Raw genomic sequence first — 16,407 nt, 5'->3', positions numbered from 1 at the left:
TTTCAGTAAAGCAGCAAAGTCTTGCGCTGTCGGGTCACTGGGCGGGATCGACGCCGGTCAATACCTTGCGAAACGTTTCCACCAGCGGCCGCAGGTTGATCCGGTGCCAAGCCGCCCACAACGGCGTGGTAAACGCCAGCCACGGCACTTCCCGCAACACCACGCCCGGCGGTGCGTTGTGGCTCAGGCCTTTCTGGATCATCGCGATCCCCAGACCCGAAGCGACCAGCCCCAGCGCGGTAAACGGCTCGGTGGCCTGCATCCGCACATCCGGGGTGAAGCCTGCGCGGATACAGGCGCTGACGAACTCATCGTCGGCCCCTTGGCGAGGCTGTACGCCGATCCATTCCTGATCGGCCAGATCCGCCGGGGTCAGCGATGCCAGTTGGTTCAGCGGGTGATGTTCGGGCAGCGCCAGCAACATCGGGTCGTCCAGCACCTGGAAGCCCAGCAGGTCAGGGTCGTCGATCGTCGGCGGCTCACTGACCAGCGCGATATCGAGGCTACGCTGACGCAGGCCTTCCAGTTGTTCGGCAGAACTCAGGTTGTACAGCGCGACATGCACGTTAGGCCGGTCGACCCGCAGTACGCGCAAGGCATTGGGCAAAACCCCGGCGTGCATCGCGTTCTCGATGTAGCCGATGCACAGGCCGCCTTCTTCGCCACGGCCCAGGCGTTTGCCGAGGGATTCCAGGCGATTGGCGTGGGTCAGCAGGGCGCGGGTTTCGGCGAGAAAGGTCTGGCCGTCGCGGGTCAGGCGTATGCGCTGCTGGCTGCGTTCGAACAGGGTCAGGCCCAGGCGTTCTTCGAGCTGGGCGATCTGTCGGCTCAGGGGCGACTGGGAAATGTGCAGGCGCTCGGCGGCGCGGCCGACGTGTTCTTCCTCGGCGACGGCGACGAAGTAGCGCAATTGGCGGATGTCGATCATGTCAGACCTTCAAGGACTCAAGTGCTGCGGATTATGTCTTGGACGGTCTGAGTGGCGCAATCTAGGATCTGCTCAACGGTCAACACCGACCACGAACTACGAGGACAGCATCATGAGCTTGAAAGACAAACTCCCCGGCCAACTCGGCTTCGGCACCGCGCCACTGGGCAACATGTTCCGCGCCATTCCTGAAGAAGAAGCCCAGGCCACCGTGCACGCGGCGTGGGAGGCCGGCGTGCGTTACTTCGACACCGCGCCGTTCTACGGCTCGGGCCTCTCGGAAATCCGCCTCGGCGAAGCATTGTCCCGCTACCAGCGCGATGAGTATGTGCTGAGCACCAAGGTTGGCCGGGTGATTCTCGATGAAGTCGAAGACGCTGCCGCCCGGGATCTGGGCGAGAAAAGCGGGGTGTTCGAACACGGCCGCCCGAACAAGATCGTCAACGACTACAGCGCCGACGCCACCTTGCGTTCGATCGAAGACAGCCTCAAACGTCTGAAAACCGATCGCCTCGACATCGTCTGGGTCCATGACATCGCTCAGGATTTCTACGGCGACCAATGGCTTGAGTACTTCAATCAGGCCCGCACCGGCGCCTTTAAAGTCCTGACCCGTCTGCGTGAAGAAGGCGTGATCAAGGGTTGGGGCCTGGGCGTGAACAAGGTCGAGCCGTGCGAGTTGACGCTGGACCTGACCGAGGCGCAGCCTGACGGCTTCCTGTTGGCCGGCCGCTACACCTTGCTCGACCACGATCGCGCCTTGCAGCGTTTGATGGATTCGGCACGGGCGCAGAACGTTGAAATCGTGGTCGGCGGCCCCTACAGCTCGGGGATCCTGGCCGGCGGCGCGCACTTCGAATACCAGAAGGCCAGCCCTGAGATCGTGGCGAAGGTCGAGCAGATCAAACGCATCGCCGCGGCCCATGGCGTGGATGTCAAAGCCGCTGCACTACAATTCTCGCTGGCCAATCCGGCCGTGGCAGCCGTGATTCCCGGCGCGAGCAAGCCGGGGCGCATCGCTGAAGATGTGGCGGCGTTGTCGGCGGTCATTCCGGCCGGTTTCTGGCAGGCCATGCGTGAAGCGAAACTGGTGTCCGAACGAGCACCATTACCCATCGACGAGGTGAAAGCATGAAGATCGATCTGAGCGGAAAACTGGCGATTGTCAGCGGCAGCACGGCGGGCATCGGTTTGGGCATCAGCCAGTCGCTGGCCGAGGCGGGCGCCACGGTGGTGGTGATCGGTCGCGACGCGGCCAAGGTCGAGCAGGCGCTGGCAAGCATTCGAGACAAAGTGCCGGGCGCGCAACTGCGCGGTCTGACGGCGGATCTGGGCACGGCCGAAGGCGCGCAGAAACTGTTCGCCGCTGAACCGAAAGCCGACATCCTGGTGAACAACCTCGGCATCTACAACGCCGTGGATTTCTTCGATGCGCCGGACGATGAGTGGACGCGCTTCTACGAAATCAACGTGATCTCCGGCGTTCGCCTGTCGCGGCATTACGTACCGGCGATGGTCGAACAGGGCTGGGGCCGGGTGATCTTCCTGTCTTCGGAATCCGGCGTGGCCACTCCGGCCGACATGATCAACTACGGCGTGACCAAAAGCGCCAACCTCGCGGTGTCCCATGGCCTGGCTAAACGTCTGGCTGGCACCGGGGTTACGGTTAATGCGATTTTGCCCGGGCCGACCTTCACCGACGGTGTCGAGGAAATGCTCAAGGATGCCGCCGCCGAATCTGGCCGCAGCCTGCGGGACGAGGCTGACGCCTTTGTGCGCCGGGCCCGTCCGAGCTCGATCATCCAGCGCGTGGCGGATGTCGAAGAGGTCGCGCACCTGGTCACCTACATCGCTTCACCGCTGTCCTCGGCCACCACCGGCGCCGCGTTGCGGGTCGACGGCGGCGTGGTCGACAGCCTGACTATCTGAATTCATTGAGAGAGATTTTTTATTTATGGCAACAGCATCAGCAACGATCGACATCCCGGCTTCGGCCGAACTGGTCTGGCAATTGATTGGCGGCTTCAACACCCTGCCGGACTGGCTGCCGTTCATTCCCAACAGCGAACTGAGCGAAGGCGGGCGCGTGCGCACTTTGCAAACCGCTGACGGTGGCGTGGTGGTCGAGCGTCTTGAGACGTTCGATAACGCGGGCAAGACGTACAGCTATTCGATTCTGCAGGCACCGTTTCCGGCCACCGATTATCTGGCGACGATTCGCGTTGAAGCCCAGGGGCAGGGCGCGAAGGTAACGTGGTCGGGACGCTTCACGGCCAAGGGCGTGAGCGATGAGGAAGTGGTGGCGTTGTTCAGCGGGATCTATCAGGGCGGCCTGGAAGCGCTGCGCGCCAACTATCCCGCTTAGTTGATGATCGTTCCCACGCTCCGCGTGGGAATGCAGCCCGGGACGCTCCGCGTCCCTTCCGGAGCTGGAACGCGGAGCGTGCCTTGAGGCATTCCCACGCAGAGCGTGGGAACGATCTATCTCAAGACTGTGAAATCAGGCTCTGCCGACAATCCAGCACCAGCTTCGCCCCGCCCAGATCGCTGCGTCCCACCTCAAGGCTGAACCCATGCAGGTTGACGATTGCCGCAACGATCGACAGCCCCAGGCCAAAGCCGTTCTGCGGTTGCCCGCCCTCGGCGCGATAAAAGCGCTGGAACACCGCCTCCCGTTCGGATTCGGGAATACCGGGGCCGGAGTCATGCACTTCGATCCGCGTATGCCCTGTATCATTGACCCCGCGCAACACCACCGTGCCACCGGCCGGGGTGAACTTGATCGAATTGCTCAACAGGTTCGCCAGCGCTTCAAACAGCAACGCCCGATCACCGTTCAGCATCGGCAGGGTTTCCGGCATGTTCAGTTCGAAACGCAACTCGTCGTCTTCGGCCAGCGGCAAATAGAACTCGTGCAGTTCCTGCAGCAACAACACCGGATCGAGCTCGACAAAACCCGAGCGCCGCTGACGATCCTCCAGTTCGGAAATCCTCAATAAACCGCGAAACCGCGCCATCAGCGTATCGGCCTCGGCCAGCACCAGATCCAGTTGCGCCGCTTCCGGCGAACCTTCGCCGGCCTGTTGCTGCATGCGATACAACTGCGCGCGCAACCGGGTCAACGGGGTGCGCAGGTCATGGGCGATGTTGTCGCACACGCCTTTGACTTCGTTCATCAAGCGCTCGATGCGATCAAGCATGGCGTTGACGATGGCGGCGAGCATGTCCAGTTCATCGCGGCGATTGGACAGCGGCAAGCGGTGGGTCAGGTCGCCGGCGACGATCGACTGGGCACTGTCCTGGATCGCCCGGATCCGCCGCAACGGCCGCCGACGCAGCAGATGCCAGCCAATGATCCCCGGCACAATCGTCAGCGACACACCCCAGAGCAAGGCATGCAGAATGATCTTCGTCACCGCGAACAGCGAGCCGTTGTCGCGCAACAACACCAGCCAGCGGCCGTCGCGGGTCGGGGTGGCGACTGCGTCGCAGCTGTCGGCGGGCAGGGTCGGGTCGTCGGAGTCGGCGCATTCGCTGAGCATATGGATCTTGCCGTCCAGCGGCAGGCCCTCGGGGATCCTCTGCAACGCGCCGCCGAGGTAGCGATGCTGAGCGTCGAACAGACCGTAGGCGTCGATGCCGCGAATGTCGAAGGTCATGCTGGCGGCGAGCGCGTCTTCCAGCTGATCGCCGCGAAAGTGCGAAAACAGATGCTGACGTTGCATCAGCGAATGCTTGGCCAGGTTGTCGAGGTAACCGGACACCTCGAAATACATGACCCCCATCAGGATCGCGCTCCAGGCCACGAACAACGAACTGTACAGCGCCAGCAAGCGGCTGCTGGAGGAGCGCCAACCGTCAGACGGGTTCGGCAATGACATAACCCGAGCCTCGCACCGTGCGGATCAACGGGACATTGCCCGGCGGGTCGATCTTCTTGCGCAAGCGGCCGATGTGCACGTCGATCAGGTTGGTGCCAGGGTCGAAGTGATAGCCCCAGACCTCCTCGAAAATCATCATCCGCGACAGGATCTGGCCGCTGTTGCGCATCAAAAATTCCAGCAACTTGTACTCGGTCGGCAACAGCGTCAGCACCTGCTCGGCGCGGCGGGCTTCGTGGCTGATCAGATCAAGTTGCAGATCCGCCACCTGCAACGTGGTCGGCTGGGCGCCGTTGCTGTTCTGGCGACGCAGCAATACTTCGACCCGGGCGGCCATTTCATCGGTGGCGAACGGTTTGGTCAGGTAGTCATCGCCGCCGGCACGCAAGCCACGCACGCGCTCGTCGACGTCGGAGAGCGCGCTGATCATCAGGATCGGCGTGGCCACGCCCATGGTCCGCAGCGTGGTGACGATGGCCAGGCCATCGAGCTCCGGCAGCATGCGGTCAAGGGTGATCAGGTCGTAATTGCCGCTGACGGCGCGGTCCAGGCCTTCACGGCCGTTGTCGACCCAGTCCACGTCGAGGCCGTGGCTGCTCAGTTCGGCGACAATTTCCCGGGCGGTCACGGCGTCGTCTTCGATGGTGAGGATGCGAGTCATGGTGGGCCTGCTGGTCTGTTCAAACGCAATGGCAGCATTTTGCCAAGATTTTGCGCGGGCGCTTTAAATTAACTTTCATGTTGTAGCGGATACAAACGCCACGGCCGGGCTTTTGTGCCAATGCATAAAACCCGCTGTTATCGAGCCGTTGTTGCAAATTGCATGGTCCTAAGAAGTTCAGAGTTTTTAACTGATTGAATTAAAACGATTTATTTAATGTTGCCGACTGGCACGGTCACTGCAATTCATCTGATGACGAGTTGTAACACCATTTTTCATGCCTGGAGCACTACAACAATGAATAGATCCTCTGATGGGTTTTATCCTGCCTACGAAGGAGAGTCGAGCAACGTCTCGGGCGTGTCCTGGGGCGCGATCTTCGCAGGGGCTGCCGCTGCAGCGGCACTGTCGCTGATTCTGGTGCTGTTGGGATTCGGTCTGGGCTTTTCCGCCGTTTCTCCGTGGGCCGGGGAGGGCGTCAGCGCCAAGGGCCTGGGCATTTCCACCATCATCTGGCTGGCCGCCACGCAAATCATCGCCTCGGGGCTCGGTGGCTATATCGCCGGTCGCCTGCGGGTGAAGTGGGCCAACATGCACGGTGACGAGGTGTACTTCCGCGACACCGCCCATGGCTTCCTCGCCTGGTGCGTGGCCACGCTGGTCACCGCGACGCTGGTGGTCGGTTCGGTCAGCAGCATCGTCAGCGGCGGCGTGCAGGCCGGTGCGAGTGTTGCCGGCGGCGCAGCAGGCGCCATGACCCAGGCCGCTGGCACCGCAGCGGGCAATACCGACAGTGATCAATACGGTTACTTCGTCGACAGCCTGTTCCGCGACGATCGTCCCGCCGCCGTCAGCGATGACGCCGCCCGTGGCACCGTGACCCGGATCTTCGCCCAAAGCCTGGCCAACGGTCAGCTCAGCGCCGAAGACCGTACCTACCTCGCCCAACTGGTCGCCCAGCGTACCAACCTGACCCAGGCCGACGCCGAACGTCGGGTCGATGAAATCTACGCCCGCACCCAGAAGGCAATCGCTGACGCCAAGGTTAAAGCGCAACAAGCCGCCGACACCGCCGCCAAAGTCGCTGCCTGGACCTCATTGTGGATGTTCATCGCGCTGCTGGCCGGTGCGTTCTTCGCCAGCCTTTCGGCCACCTTCGGCGGTCGCCGCCGGGATGCGGTCGAGTACGTCGAAGTCGAAACCTACACCACGACCACGCTGCCGCCAGTCCGTTAATCAAGGAGACTCACCATGCGCTCACTACTGCTGTTTTTCCTCGGCGTACCGATCCCGATCATCATCCTGATCGCCCTGTTCGTGCACTGATTCCTTGAGGCATATGCCTTGGCCGCTTCCACCTTCGGGTTGAAGCGGCTTTTTGCTTTCTGCGCGGGGCCGAAGGCGCAGAACCGACCAGTCATTTCCATGGCCTGGATCAATATTCGTCGGCGCAATATCCCCTACCGTGAAATTTCCAGGCCCTTGCCGCTGGATCGACTACATTGCTTGCGCGCACTTTGCTGCGCGAGCCCAATCAACCTGCCGGCCCGATAGAGAGCGATAACCCCCACGAGCCGGCGAGGTGTAGTGCAGCAAGGAGCTGTTTCAACCTCACCTGAACTTTTCACGGATGATCATTGCAATGCACTGCCTAGAAAGAACCTTCGATATCCAGCCTTTGACGCAGGCGGATATGACTGTCCACATCAACGGCCAGCCGGTCAGCGCCGCCATCGGCGAAACCGTGCTCAGCGTCATTCAGTCCCTCGGCGTGCGCCAGGTCGCGCGCAACGATCACAACCAGATCAGCGGTGCCTATTGCGGCATGGGCGTGTGCCAGTGCTGCCTGGTGAAAATCAACGGTCGGCACAAGCGCCGCGCCTGCCAGACCGTAGTGCGCGACGGCATGCTGATCGAGACCCAGGCCAACCGTATTCACGGGCAGGAGGTGGTATGAGCCTGCATCCGGTGATCGTCGGCGGTGGCCCGGCGGGAATGGCCGCGGCCATCGAACTGGCCCTGCACGGGGTGCGCTGCACCTTGCTCGAAGAGGCGTCGCGCCTGGGTGGCGTGGTCTATCGCGGGCCGCTGCGTGACGGTGTGCAGCTGGATTACCTGGGGCCGCGCTATTCCGAGGCGCTGGGCAAACTGCACGGTGATTTCCAGGAGCAGTCCGGGCTGATCGACGTGCGCCTCAACCACCGCGTGGTCGGCGCCGAAGGCACGCGCTCGCTGGTGGTGCTGGACGGCGACGAGCGTCTGCACGAAATCGAATACCCGCAGTTGCTGCTGGCCGCCGGTTGCCATGAACGCAGCGTGCCGTTTCCAGGCTGGACGCTGCCCGGCGTGATCATGCTCGGCGGCCTGCAATTGCAGATCAAAAGCGGCGTGGTCAAACCGCAGGGGCCGGTGGTGATCGCCGGTACCGGGCCGCTGTTGCCGCTGGTGGCGACTCAGTTGCATGCGTCTGGCGTGAGCGTGGCGGGTGTCTACGAGGCCTGCGCGTTCGGCAAGATCGCCAAGGAAAGTCTGGCACTGCTGAACAAGCCGCAACTGTTCCTCGATGGCTTGAGCATGCTCGCTTATCTGAAACTGCATGGCATCCCGATGAACTACGGCTGGGGCGTGGTCGAAGCGCACGGCGAAGGCGAACTGAAAAGCGTCAGCGTGGCGCCGTACTCGGCAACGTGGGAGCCGGACATGAGTCGCGTCGAACGCTTCGAGGCGAAGACGCTGGCGGTCGGCTACGGCTTCATTCCGCGCACGCAACTGAGTCAGCAAATGGGCCTGGATCACGGCTTCAGCGACGACGGTTACCTGCGCGCCAACGCCAACATCTGGCAGCAAAGCAGCGAGCCCCACGTGCATCTGGCCGGTGACATGGGCGGGATTCGCGGCGGCGAAGCGGCGATGCTCGCCGGCAAGATCGCTGCCACTTCGATCCTGCTGCAACGCGGTGTGCTCGAAGAGGAACTGGCGCGCGTCCGTCGCGACCGTTATCTGGGCAAACTCAAAGCCATCGTGCGCTTCCGCGCGGCGGTGGATCGCTACACCGAACGCGGCGTCGGGCAGACCGCATTGCCGGCCGCCGACACGGTGATCTGCCGCTGCGAACACGCGACCCGCGCCGACATCGACCGCGCGCTGGAGCAAGGCGTGCAAGACATCGCCAGCCTGAAAATGCGCACCCGCGTAAGCATGGGCGACTGTCAGGGGCGGATGTGCGTCGGCTATTGCAGCGATCGTTTGCGACAGGCCACCGGGCGCAAGGATGTCGGCTGGCTGCGCCCGCGTTTCCCGATCGATCCGATACCTTTTTCCGCATTCCAGTCCCTCGGCACGGAGGCCGTTTCCCATGAGTAAGTTCTATGACGTGGTCATCGCCGGCGGCGGTGTGATCGGCGCGTCCATCGCCTATCAACTGTCCAAGCGCAAAGGCCTCAAGGTTGCGCTGATCGACGCCAAGCGCCCGGGCAACGCGACCCGCGCTTCGGCCGGTGGCTTGTGGGCCATCGGCGAGTCGGTGGGGCTGGGCTGCGGGGTGATTTTCTTCCGCATGATGTCGGCCAACCGCAAGCGCGAAACCCAGGGCGCGGCGGTGGCAGTGGACGCCAGCACGCCGCACATCCTGCCGCCGTCATTCTTCGATTTTGCCTTGCAGTCCAACGCGCTGTACCCGGCGTTGCACCGTGAGCTGCGTGACAATCACGGGATGGATTTCAAGTTCGAAAAGACCGGGCTCAAATTCGTGATCTATGACGATGAAGACCGCTTGTACGCCGAGCACATCGTCGGCTGCATTCCGCACCTGGCCGATCAGGTGCGCTGGCTGGATCAGGCGGCATTGCGCGAGTCCGAGCCGAGCGTCAGCCATGAAGCGCGCGGGGCGCTAGAGTTTCTCTGCGACCATCAGGTCAGCCCGTTCCGCCTGGCCGACGCCTACACCGAAGGCGCCCGGCAGAATGGCGTGGACATGTTCGTCAACACCAACATCACCGGCGTGTTGCATCACGGCACGCGAGTGACCGGGGTGCAGACGGCCGAAGCCGGGGTGTTCCACTGCAAAACCCTGATCAACGCCGCCGGCGCCTGGGCAGCGGACTTGAGCGAGTGGGCCACGGGCATCCGTATTCCGGTGAAACCGGTGAAAGGGCAGATCCTGCTCACCGAGCGCTTGCCGAAAATCCTCAACGGCTGCCTGACCACCAGCGATTGCTACATGGCGCAGAAGGACAACGGCGAAATCCTGATCGGCAGCACCACCGAGGACAAAGGCTTCGACGTCACCACCACCTGGCCGGAAATCGCCGGGCTGGTGCAGGGCGCCGTCCGTTGCCTGCCGGAACTGGCGGACATCAACCTCAAGCGTACCTGGGCCGGATTGCGGCCGGGTTCGCCGGACGAGTTGCCGATTCTCGGGCCGATGGCCGGGGTAGAGGGGTATCTCAACGCCTGCGGGCATTTCCGTACCGGGGTGCTGACGTCGGCGATCACCGGGGTGTTGCTGGACAAACTGGTCAACGATGAACCGCTGCCGCTGGACATCACGCCGTTTCTGGCGGACCGGTTTGAAGTGGCGCCGGCCAAAGAAGAGAGGGAGCTGGAGATAGCCTGAGCCTGCTAGCTGTGATCGTTCCCACGCTCCGCGTGGGAATGCAGCCCGGGACGCTCCGCGTCCCTTCCAGATCTGGAACGCGGAGCGTCCCTTGAGGCATTCCCACGCAGAGCGTGGGAACGATCATCAACTCTGCAAACGTCAGGACTTGCCCGATTGTTCTTCCAGTTGATCCGACTCGAACAACCGGGCCAGTTCCGCCCGCGCTTCCTGCGCGGTCTGCAGGACTTTGGCCGCGTCGTCGTACACCGCGTGTTGAGCTTCCAGCACCTGTTCATCATGGTGCTTGAAGCGCTTGATCCGCGCATCGGCCTGGGCCTGGGTCAAGCCAAGGCCAACCAAGGTGCGGCGACTCATTTCCAGACTTGAGTAATAAGTCTCCCGGATCGGATCGGCCCCCACATCCACCAACCGATGAACGTGCTGCCGGTTACGCGCCCGGGCTATGATTTTCATGTGCGGGTAGAGCTTGCGCACGATCTCGGCGGTCTTGATGTTGGTTTCCGGATCGTCCGTGGCAATCACGAAATACTCCGCTTCCCCGGCCTTGGCCGCATTGAGGATTTCCGGACGCATCGGATCACCGTAGAACACCGGCACACCCCCAAAACTGCGCGACAGTTCGATAGTCTCCACCGAGGTGTCCAGCGCCACGAACTTGATGTTCTGCGCCCGCAGGATCCGCGCCACGATCTGGCCCATCCGACCCATGCCGGCGATTACCACCCGTGGGGTTTCGGTCTCGATCTGGCGGAACTTCTCCGGCACTTCCACCGGCTGCACCTTCGGGCTGACCAGTCGTGCGCAGACCAACAGCAACAGCGGCGTCACCGCCATCGACAGGGTGATGGTCAGCACCAGCAGATCGTACAGACGCGGTTCGAACAGCCCCTGATCGCGACCGATCTTGAACACCACAAACGCAAATTCACCGCCCGCCGCCAGCACGATGCCGAGGCGAATCGCGCTGACCTTGTTCAACCCGCCGGCCAGACGCCCGACCACAAACAGCAGCGGCAACTTCAGGGCGATCAGCAGCAGCGTCAGCCCCAGCACCGTGATCGGCGCGCTGAGCAGCAGACTGAGGTTGGCGCCCATGCCGACGCTGATGAAAAACAGCCCCAGCAGCAGGCCCTTGAACGGTTCGATCTGCGCTTCCAGCTCATGGCGATATTCCGAATCCGCCAGCAGCAGGCCCGCGAGAAACGCGCCCAGCGCCATCGACACACCAACCATGTCCATCAGCCACGCGGTGCCGATCACCACCAGCAACGCGGTGGCGGTGGAGACTTCCGGCAGACCGGTTTTCGCCACGATGCGGAACACCGGACGCAGCAGATAACGTCCGCCGATCACCACCACCGCGATGCCGCCGAGCACCTGCAAACTGTGGCGCACGTCGTCGGCGGTGCTGGTGTGGTGATCGACCCCCGCGAGCATCGGCACCAGGGCGATCAGCGGGATCGCGGCGATGTCCTGGAACAGCAGAATCGCAAACGCCAGGCGACCGTGGGGGCTGGTCAGTTCCTTGCGCTCGGCGAGGCTTTGCAATCCGAACGCGGTGGACGACAGCGCCAGACCCAGGCCCAAGACAATCGCGCTGTTCAACGGCTGACCGAACACCGACAGCGCCAGTACGCCAATCACCGAACCGGTCAGCAGCACCTGCGCCAGGCCCACGCCAAACACTGATTTGCGCATCACCCATAAACGTCGCGGCGACAACTCCAGACCGATGATGAACAACAGCAGTACCACCCCCAGTTCCGAGATATGGCTGACGCTTTGCGGATTGCCGATCAGGCCCAGCACCGACGGGCCGATGATCACCCCGGCAAACAGATAACCGAGCACCGCGCCCAGTTGCAGGCGCTTGGCCAGGGGAACGGTGAGCACGGCGGCAAAGAGAAAGACGACGGCGGCTTGTAACAGATTGCCTTCATGGGGCATGAGCGGAACTCCAGTAACGCGGTACGGCGGGGGGCGACAAGGATAAAGGCTGAAATGATTGCAGATCCAGCGCAGAGCCTGATTGAGCAGATGTGCTTCTGTAATAATTTGCATCAATTGGTTACATTTATAGCCTCAGCGAATCAATTCCTTTCGAGTCTTCCATGGCCATCAACTTCGACCTCAACGACCTGCAAGCCTTTCGCGCCGTCGTCGAGCAGGGCAGTTTCCGCAAGGCCGCCGACACCGTGCGCCTGTCGCAACCGGCACTGAGCCGGCGCATCGAAAAGCTCGAAGACGCCCTCGGCGTGAAGCTGTTCGAACGCACCACGCGCAAGGTCAGCCTGACCCAGGCCGGACGCGGTTTCATGCCCAGCGTCGAACGTTTGCTCGACGATCTGGACGTCGCGTTGTTGGGCATCAGCGAAGTCGCCTCGAATCGGCAGGGCCACGTAACCGTTGCCTGCGTGCCGTCGGCGGCGTACTACTTCATGCCGAGCGTGGTCGCCCGTTATCACCGGCAGTTTCCGCGCATCAAAGTCAAAGTCCTCGATTCCAGCGCCCACGACGTGCTGAGCGCGGTGGTCAACGGCGAGGCGGATTTCGGTCTGAGCTTCATGGGCACCCAGGAGGCGGGCGTGGATTTCGAACCGCTGGTGCAGGAGAGCTACGTAGTCGCCTGTCGCCGCGATCATCCGCTGGCCGGGCGTAGCAGCGTGACCTGGGACGAGTTCTACCGGCAGGATTACATCTCGCTCGACAAAACCTCGGGCAACCGTTTTCTGCTGGATCAGGCCCTGGCCAAAGTGGTGCCGCAGCGCCCGAGCATCTGCGAGACGCGGCATGTGACGACCATGATCGGTCTGGTGGAAGCGGGGTTGGGGGTGGCAGCGGTGCCATTGATGGCGATGCCGGCGGCGGATCATCCGATCCTGACGCGGGTGCCGCTGACCGAGCCGCAAGTGATGCGCAGCGTTGGCATCATCAAGCGCCGGGGTCGTACGCTGACCCCGGCGGCATTGGAGTTGGAGCGGCTGGTGGTGGAAATGAAAGTCCAGCCGCCGACCGTCAGCGCTTGACCGAGTCGAGCCCGGTGGCCTGCACATCAGCCTGGGCGGCCGGCGCGGCCAGATAAGCGAGCAACGCTTTAGCTTCCTCTGGATGCTGCGCACCTACCGGAATCCCCGCTGCAAACCGTGTCACCGACTGCACCGATTCAGGAATCTTTGCCACAAAACTTACCCCCGGCACCGGCAGCAATTCGCTGACCTGCTGGAAGCCCAGTTGATAGTCGCCAGTGGCGACCACCGAGCCCACCGGGATTTTCGGGATCATCTTCGCCTTCGGTTTCAGCTGATCTTCGATACCCAGTTTTTTGAACAATTGCTGCTCGATGTACACGCCGCTGGAGCTGTCGGAGTAAGCCACCGATTTTGCATCCAGCAGGGTTTTCTTCAGGGCATCGACGTTGCTGATGTCCGGTTTCGGCGCGCCTTCGCGCACTACCAGGCCGATTCGCGAATCCGCCAGCTCCACCCGCGACGCCGGATCAACCTTGCCTTGCTTGATCAGATCATCGAGGGCGTAGCCGACCATGATCACCACGTCGGCCTTTTCACCACGGGCGAGGCGATTGGGGATTGCCTCCGGCGCCTTGCCCATCGACGGACCGAGTTGGGTGTCCAGCGTGTTGCCGGTGGCGGCGGCGAATTTCGGCCCGAGGATCTTGTAGGCGGCGGTGAAACCGCCGGAAGTCATGACCCGCAGTTCTTCGGCCTGGGCCGCAACGTTGAACGCAAGACCGGCGAGCAGGGCTGAAACGGTAAACAGTTTTTTCATGGTGATGTTCTCAGGCAGTAACAGGTTGCAGACGACCGCCGGCCCGGCGATACAGATAAAGCGTGGCGCACAATGCACACAGTGCGCCGATGCTCATCCAGTAACCCGGTGCGGCTTTGTCGCCGGTGTACTCAATCAGGAAGGTCGACATTGCCGGGGTGAACCCGCCGAACACGGCAGTGGCGAGGCTATAGGCCAGGGAGAAACCGGCCACCCGCACTTCCACCGGCATGATTTCGGTCAGCGCCGGAATCATTGCGCCGTTGTACAGGCCGTAGATAAACGACAGCCACAACAGCGACAGCAGCATGTGGCTGAAGCTCGGCGCCTGCACCAGGTACGACAGCGCCGGATACGTGGTGGCCAGCGCCAGCAGCGCCATGGCGATCAGCACCGGACGGCGGCCGACGCGATCGGACAATGCACCGCCAATCGGCAGCCAGAAGAAGTTGGAAACGCCCACCAGCAGCGTCACCAGCAACGCATCGGAAGTGCTCAGGTGCAGCACGGTTTTGCCGAAGGTCGGTGCGTACACGGTGATCAAGTAAAACGCGGTGGTGGTCAGGGCAACCATCAGCATCCCGCCCAGCACCACGCCCCAGTTCTGGCCGAGGGTGCGGAACACTTCCTTCATGCTCGGACGATGTTTACGAGCGGCGAACTCTTCGGTCTCCGCCAGATTGCGCCGCAGAAAGAAAATGAACGGCACGATCATGCAGCCGACGAAAAACGGAATACGCCAGCCCCAATCGGCGACCGCTTCCGGCGCCATCCACTGGTTCAAGCCATAACCGAGCGCGGCGGCGACGACGATGGCCACCTGCTGACTGGCCGACTGCCAAGCGGTGAAAAAGCCCTTGCGACCGGGCGTGGCAATCTCCGAGAGATACACCGAAACCCCGCCCAGTTCGGCACCGGCGGAGAAGCCCTGCAGCAGCCGTCCGATCAACACCAGCGCCGGGGCGAACAGGCCGATGGTTTCGTATCCGGGCACCAGCACAATCAAGATCGTGCCGCTGGCCATGATCGACAGGGTGACAATCAAACCTTTGCGCCGACCGACGTCATCGATGTACGCGCCGAGCACGATAGCCCCCAGCGGACGCATCAAAAAGCCTGCGCCGAACACTGCGAAAGTCATCATCAGGGATGCGAACTCACTGCTCGCCGGAAAGAACACCGCCGCGATCTGCGTGGCGTAGAAACCGAACAGAAAGAAGTCGAACTGTTCGAGGAAGTTACCCGAGGTCACCCGGAAAATGGCGCCGGCCCGTGAGCCGCCGTGTGGGATTGAGGCTGTCATAGAAAAGTACTCCACCGCTTTTATGACGTGCGCGACGGGGAGGCGGCGCACGGTTTTTATTGGGGCGGATAGTGGCGCGCAGGGATCGATTTGTTAATTGCATTGTTGGCATGGATTGATGCGCTATGCAGATCAATGGCGTGCTATGGCAGCTGTTTTGGCGTCGCTGCCAGTACGGTTCTGGCTACCATCGAGTCTTGCGCTGGTGCGGCGATGTTCACAAAAGTCCCGTCCCAGTCAGGGTCTATCCTGCGAATGCGTTCACGCAGATCCGGATGGCCCGAGAGCAGAAGAGAGCTGGAAGTGCCAGGGCCGAAAAACAGGTGGCTGAACTCGGCGGCACGGGCGGCCTTGAGGGTCGAGCCCATTTTGTATCCGCCGATTTTCTTCAGTGCCCCGGCGATACTGTCGGGGTTGCGGGTGTATTGCACGGCCGTCGCATCGGCCAGGAACTCGCGTTGCCGGCTGACTGCAGCCTTGATCAGGTTGCCGAAGAACGTCCCGGAGAATCCGACAATACACAGCGCAGTGCCAAACATGCTGACCAGAATGGTCGGCTGCTTACGATTGGCAGATGAGTGTGGTGTGTCCTCAAGACCGCGCAAAAGATGGTTTCCCGCCAACCCGATCACCATGATCCCGTGAACGATCGCGACCAGTTGGGTGTTCAGGCGCATGTCGCCGTTATAGATGTGGCTGAATTCGTGGGCGATCACGCCTTGCAGTTCATCGCGTGACAACAGGCTTATCGCACCTTGAGTGACGCCGATCACTGCATCCTGAGGAGCGAGGCCAGCAGCAAATGCATTGATGCCCAGATCTGGCAGCAGATACACGGGAGGGACTGCGGTGCCAGACGCCAACGCCATTTCCTCCACCACGTTGACCAGGCGGCGCTCTTCCAGAGTCCGCGCGTCATGGTTGATCAGACGACCAGCCAAACGGCGCGCGACCACTTTGCCGCCCCCTTTCAGTTCGACGTATTTGGCCAGCCCGCCGAGCAACACAACAGCCGTTACCAGTGCCGCGACGGTCGCGAAAAACTGCCAGTTCGACGCCATGTTCTCCAGCGTTTTGCCGTATGAGAACGGCAGAATCAGGAGCATGCAAAACACAAGAATCAGGCTGAGTACGGCGAGAAACATCAAGATCACGAGCTGCACCGAGCGACGTTTGGCCCGGCACTGTTGTTCAAAGAAATTCATCTGGCCATCCGTGGACGTGGAGTCT

The 16,407-nt window shown here is 62.1% G+C and carries 16 protein-coding genes; 8 read left to right on the top strand and 8 right to left on the bottom strand.

The window, feature by feature from the left end:
- Positions 1–34: 34 nt before the first annotated feature.
- On the bottom strand, positions 35–928 hold the full coding sequence (locus tag AC07Y2_RS10110; protein WP_039767297.1) for a LysR substrate-binding domain-containing protein: 894 nt from the start codon (positions 926–928) through the stop codon (positions 35–37).
- Between the two features lie 112 nt (positions 929–1,040).
- Between AC07Y2_RS10110 and AC07Y2_RS10105 the strand changes: the two genes are divergently transcribed.
- The 3 genes from AC07Y2_RS10105 to AC07Y2_RS10095 are packed head-to-tail and all read left to right on the top strand — an operon-like array spanning position 1,041 to position 3,293.
- Positions 1,041–2,063: an aldo/keto reductase gene (locus AC07Y2_RS10105; RefSeq protein ID WP_103385932.1), complete on the top strand. Its 1,023-nt coding sequence runs from the start codon at positions 1,041–1,043 to the stop codon at positions 2,061–2,063.
- The gene (locus AC07Y2_RS10100; protein WP_007952959.1) at positions 2,060–2,857 is read left to right on the top strand and encodes an SDR family NAD(P)-dependent oxidoreductase; all 798 of its coding nucleotides are present in this window, start codon (positions 2,060–2,062) and stop codon (positions 2,855–2,857) included. Before AC07Y2_RS10105 ends, AC07Y2_RS10100 begins: the two co-directional genes overlap by 4 nt.
- 25 nt (positions 2,858–2,882) lie before the next feature.
- A complete protein-coding gene (locus AC07Y2_RS10095) occupies positions 2,883–3,293 on the top strand; it encodes an SRPBCC family protein (protein ID WP_039767291.1) in 411 nt (136 codons plus the stop codon).
- A 121-nt stretch (positions 3,294–3,414) separates the two neighbouring features.
- Here the strand turns inward: AC07Y2_RS10095 and AC07Y2_RS10090 are convergent, their stop codons facing one another.
- Entirely contained in the window at positions 3,415–4,809 is a 1,395-nt protein-coding gene (locus tag AC07Y2_RS10090; protein ID WP_103385933.1) for a sensor histidine kinase, read from the bottom strand.
- Positions 4,787–5,470, bottom strand: coding sequence for a response regulator transcription factor (locus AC07Y2_RS10085; RefSeq protein ID WP_007952956.1), 684 nt, complete (start codon positions 5,468–5,470; stop codon positions 4,787–4,789). Before AC07Y2_RS10085 ends, AC07Y2_RS10090 begins: the two co-directional genes overlap by 23 nt.
- 297 nt (positions 5,471–5,767) lie before the next feature.
- Between AC07Y2_RS10085 and AC07Y2_RS10080 the strand changes: the two genes are divergently transcribed.
- Positions 5,768–6,706 (top strand): hypothetical protein, encoded by a 939-nt coding sequence (locus AC07Y2_RS10080; RefSeq protein ID WP_039767287.1) that lies wholly within the window; start codon positions 5,768–5,770, stop codon positions 6,704–6,706.
- On the opposite strand, the gene AC07Y2_RS10075 is transcribed toward AC07Y2_RS10080, so the two are convergent.
- Positions 6,703–6,897: a hypothetical protein gene (locus tag AC07Y2_RS10075; protein WP_103385934.1), complete on the bottom strand. Its 195-nt coding sequence runs from the start codon at positions 6,895–6,897 to the stop codon at positions 6,703–6,705. The genes AC07Y2_RS10080 and AC07Y2_RS10075 overlap by 4 nt on opposite strands.
- A 215-nt stretch (positions 6,898–7,112) precedes the next feature.
- Between AC07Y2_RS10075 and hcnA the strand changes: the two genes are divergently transcribed.
- The 3 genes from hcnA to hcnC are packed head-to-tail and all read left to right on the top strand — an operon-like array spanning position 7,113 to position 10,085.
- Complete coding sequence (gene hcnA, locus AC07Y2_RS10070) at positions 7,113–7,427, top strand: cyanide-forming glycine dehydrogenase subunit HcnA (RefSeq protein WP_103386011.1); 315 nt, start codon at positions 7,113–7,115, stop codon at positions 7,425–7,427.
- The gene (gene hcnB, locus AC07Y2_RS10065; RefSeq protein WP_085602652.1) at positions 7,424–8,833 is read left to right on the top strand and encodes a cyanide-forming glycine dehydrogenase subunit HcnB; all 1,410 of its coding nucleotides are present in this window, start codon (positions 7,424–7,426) and stop codon (positions 8,831–8,833) included. Before hcnA ends, hcnB begins: the two co-directional genes overlap by 4 nt.
- Positions 8,826–10,085, top strand: coding sequence for a cyanide-forming glycine dehydrogenase subunit HcnC (gene hcnC, locus AC07Y2_RS10060; protein ID WP_103385935.1), 1,260 nt, complete (start codon positions 8,826–8,828; stop codon positions 10,083–10,085). Before hcnB ends, hcnC begins: the two co-directional genes overlap by 8 nt.
- Positions 10,086–10,226: 141 nt before the next feature.
- Here the strand turns inward: hcnC and AC07Y2_RS10055 are convergent, their stop codons facing one another.
- A complete protein-coding gene (locus AC07Y2_RS10055; RefSeq protein ID WP_039767275.1) occupies positions 10,227–12,035 on the bottom strand; it encodes a monovalent cation:proton antiporter-2 (CPA2) family protein in 1,809 nt (602 codons plus the stop codon).
- A 164-nt stretch (positions 12,036–12,199) separates the two neighbouring features.
- Between AC07Y2_RS10055 and AC07Y2_RS10050 the strand changes: the two genes are divergently transcribed.
- A complete protein-coding gene (locus AC07Y2_RS10050) occupies positions 12,200–13,114 on the top strand; it encodes a LysR family transcriptional regulator (RefSeq protein WP_064597602.1) in 915 nt (304 codons plus the stop codon).
- Here AC07Y2_RS10050 and AC07Y2_RS10045 read toward each other — a convergent pair.
- The 3 genes from AC07Y2_RS10045 to AC07Y2_RS10035 form a co-directional block, all read right to left on the bottom strand.
- Positions 13,104–13,874, bottom strand: a complete 771-nt coding sequence (locus tag AC07Y2_RS10045; RefSeq protein WP_103385936.1) for a substrate-binding domain-containing protein — start codon at positions 13,872–13,874, stop codon at positions 13,104–13,106. The two genes, AC07Y2_RS10050 and AC07Y2_RS10045, sit on opposite strands and share 11 nt — an antisense overlap.
- Before the next feature lie 10 nt (positions 13,875–13,884).
- Positions 13,885–15,177: an MFS transporter gene (locus AC07Y2_RS10040; RefSeq protein WP_039767269.1), complete on the bottom strand. Its 1,293-nt coding sequence runs from the start codon at positions 15,175–15,177 to the stop codon at positions 13,885–13,887.
- Between the two features lie 143 nt (positions 15,178–15,320).
- Positions 15,321–16,382, bottom strand: a complete 1,062-nt coding sequence (locus AC07Y2_RS10035; protein ID WP_103385937.1) for a M48 family metallopeptidase — start codon at positions 16,380–16,382, stop codon at positions 15,321–15,323.
- Between the last annotated feature and the right edge of the window lie 25 nt (positions 16,383–16,407).

The sequence above is a fragment of the Pseudomonas sp. GW456-12-1-14-TSB6 genome (assembly GCF_059424205.1).
Note: the sequence above shows the minus strand (reverse complement) of the source record. Positions and strands in the feature narration are given on the sequence as shown.

What these genes read in the sequence shown, in the direction of transcription:
- AC07Y2_RS10110 (WP_039767297.1), bottom strand. Translation starts at nt 928, where the DNA reads ATGATCGACATCCGCCAATTGCGCTACTTCGTCGCCGTCGCCGAGGAA.
- AC07Y2_RS10105 (WP_103385932.1), top strand. Translation starts at nt 1,041, where the DNA reads ATGAGCTTGAAAGACAAACTCCCCGGCCAACTCGGCTTCGGCACCGCG.
- AC07Y2_RS10100 (WP_007952959.1), top strand. Translation starts at nt 2,060, where the DNA reads ATGAAGATCGATCTGAGCGGAAAACTGGCGATTGTCAGCGGCAGCACG.
- AC07Y2_RS10095 (WP_039767291.1), top strand. Translation starts at nt 2,883, where the DNA reads ATGGCAACAGCATCAGCAACGATCGACATCCCGGCTTCGGCCGAACTG.
- AC07Y2_RS10090 (WP_103385933.1), bottom strand. Translation starts at nt 4,809, where the DNA reads ATGTCATTGCCGAACCCGTCTGACGGTTGGCGCTCCTCCAGCAGCCGC.
- AC07Y2_RS10085 (WP_007952956.1), bottom strand. Translation starts at nt 5,470, where the DNA reads ATGACTCGCATCCTCACCATCGAAGACGACGCCGTGACCGCCCGGGAA.
- AC07Y2_RS10080 (WP_039767287.1), top strand. Translation starts at nt 5,768, where the DNA reads ATGAATAGATCCTCTGATGGGTTTTATCCTGCCTACGAAGGAGAGTCG.
- AC07Y2_RS10075 (WP_103385934.1), bottom strand. Translation starts at nt 6,897, where the DNA reads ATGGAAATGACTGGTCGGTTCTGCGCCTTCGGCCCCGCGCAGAAAGCA.
- hcnA (WP_103386011.1), top strand. Translation starts at nt 7,113, where the DNA reads ATGCACTGCCTAGAAAGAACCTTCGATATCCAGCCTTTGACGCAGGCG.
- hcnB (WP_085602652.1), top strand. Translation starts at nt 7,424, where the DNA reads ATGAGCCTGCATCCGGTGATCGTCGGCGGTGGCCCGGCGGGAATGGCC.
- hcnC (WP_103385935.1), top strand. Translation starts at nt 8,826, where the DNA reads ATGAGTAAGTTCTATGACGTGGTCATCGCCGGCGGCGGTGTGATCGGC.
- AC07Y2_RS10055 (WP_039767275.1), bottom strand. Translation starts at nt 12,035, where the DNA reads ATGCCCCATGAAGGCAATCTGTTACAAGCCGCCGTCGTCTTTCTCTTT.
- AC07Y2_RS10050 (WP_064597602.1), top strand. Translation starts at nt 12,200, where the DNA reads ATGGCCATCAACTTCGACCTCAACGACCTGCAAGCCTTTCGCGCCGTC.
- AC07Y2_RS10045 (WP_103385936.1), bottom strand. Translation starts at nt 13,874, where the DNA reads ATGAAAAAACTGTTTACCGTTTCAGCCCTGCTCGCCGGTCTTGCGTTC.
- AC07Y2_RS10040 (WP_039767269.1), bottom strand. Translation starts at nt 15,177, where the DNA reads ATGACAGCCTCAATCCCACACGGCGGCTCACGGGCCGGCGCCATTTTC.
- AC07Y2_RS10035 (WP_103385937.1), bottom strand. Translation starts at nt 16,382, where the DNA reads ATGAATTTCTTTGAACAACAGTGCCGGGCCAAACGTCGCTCGGTGCAG.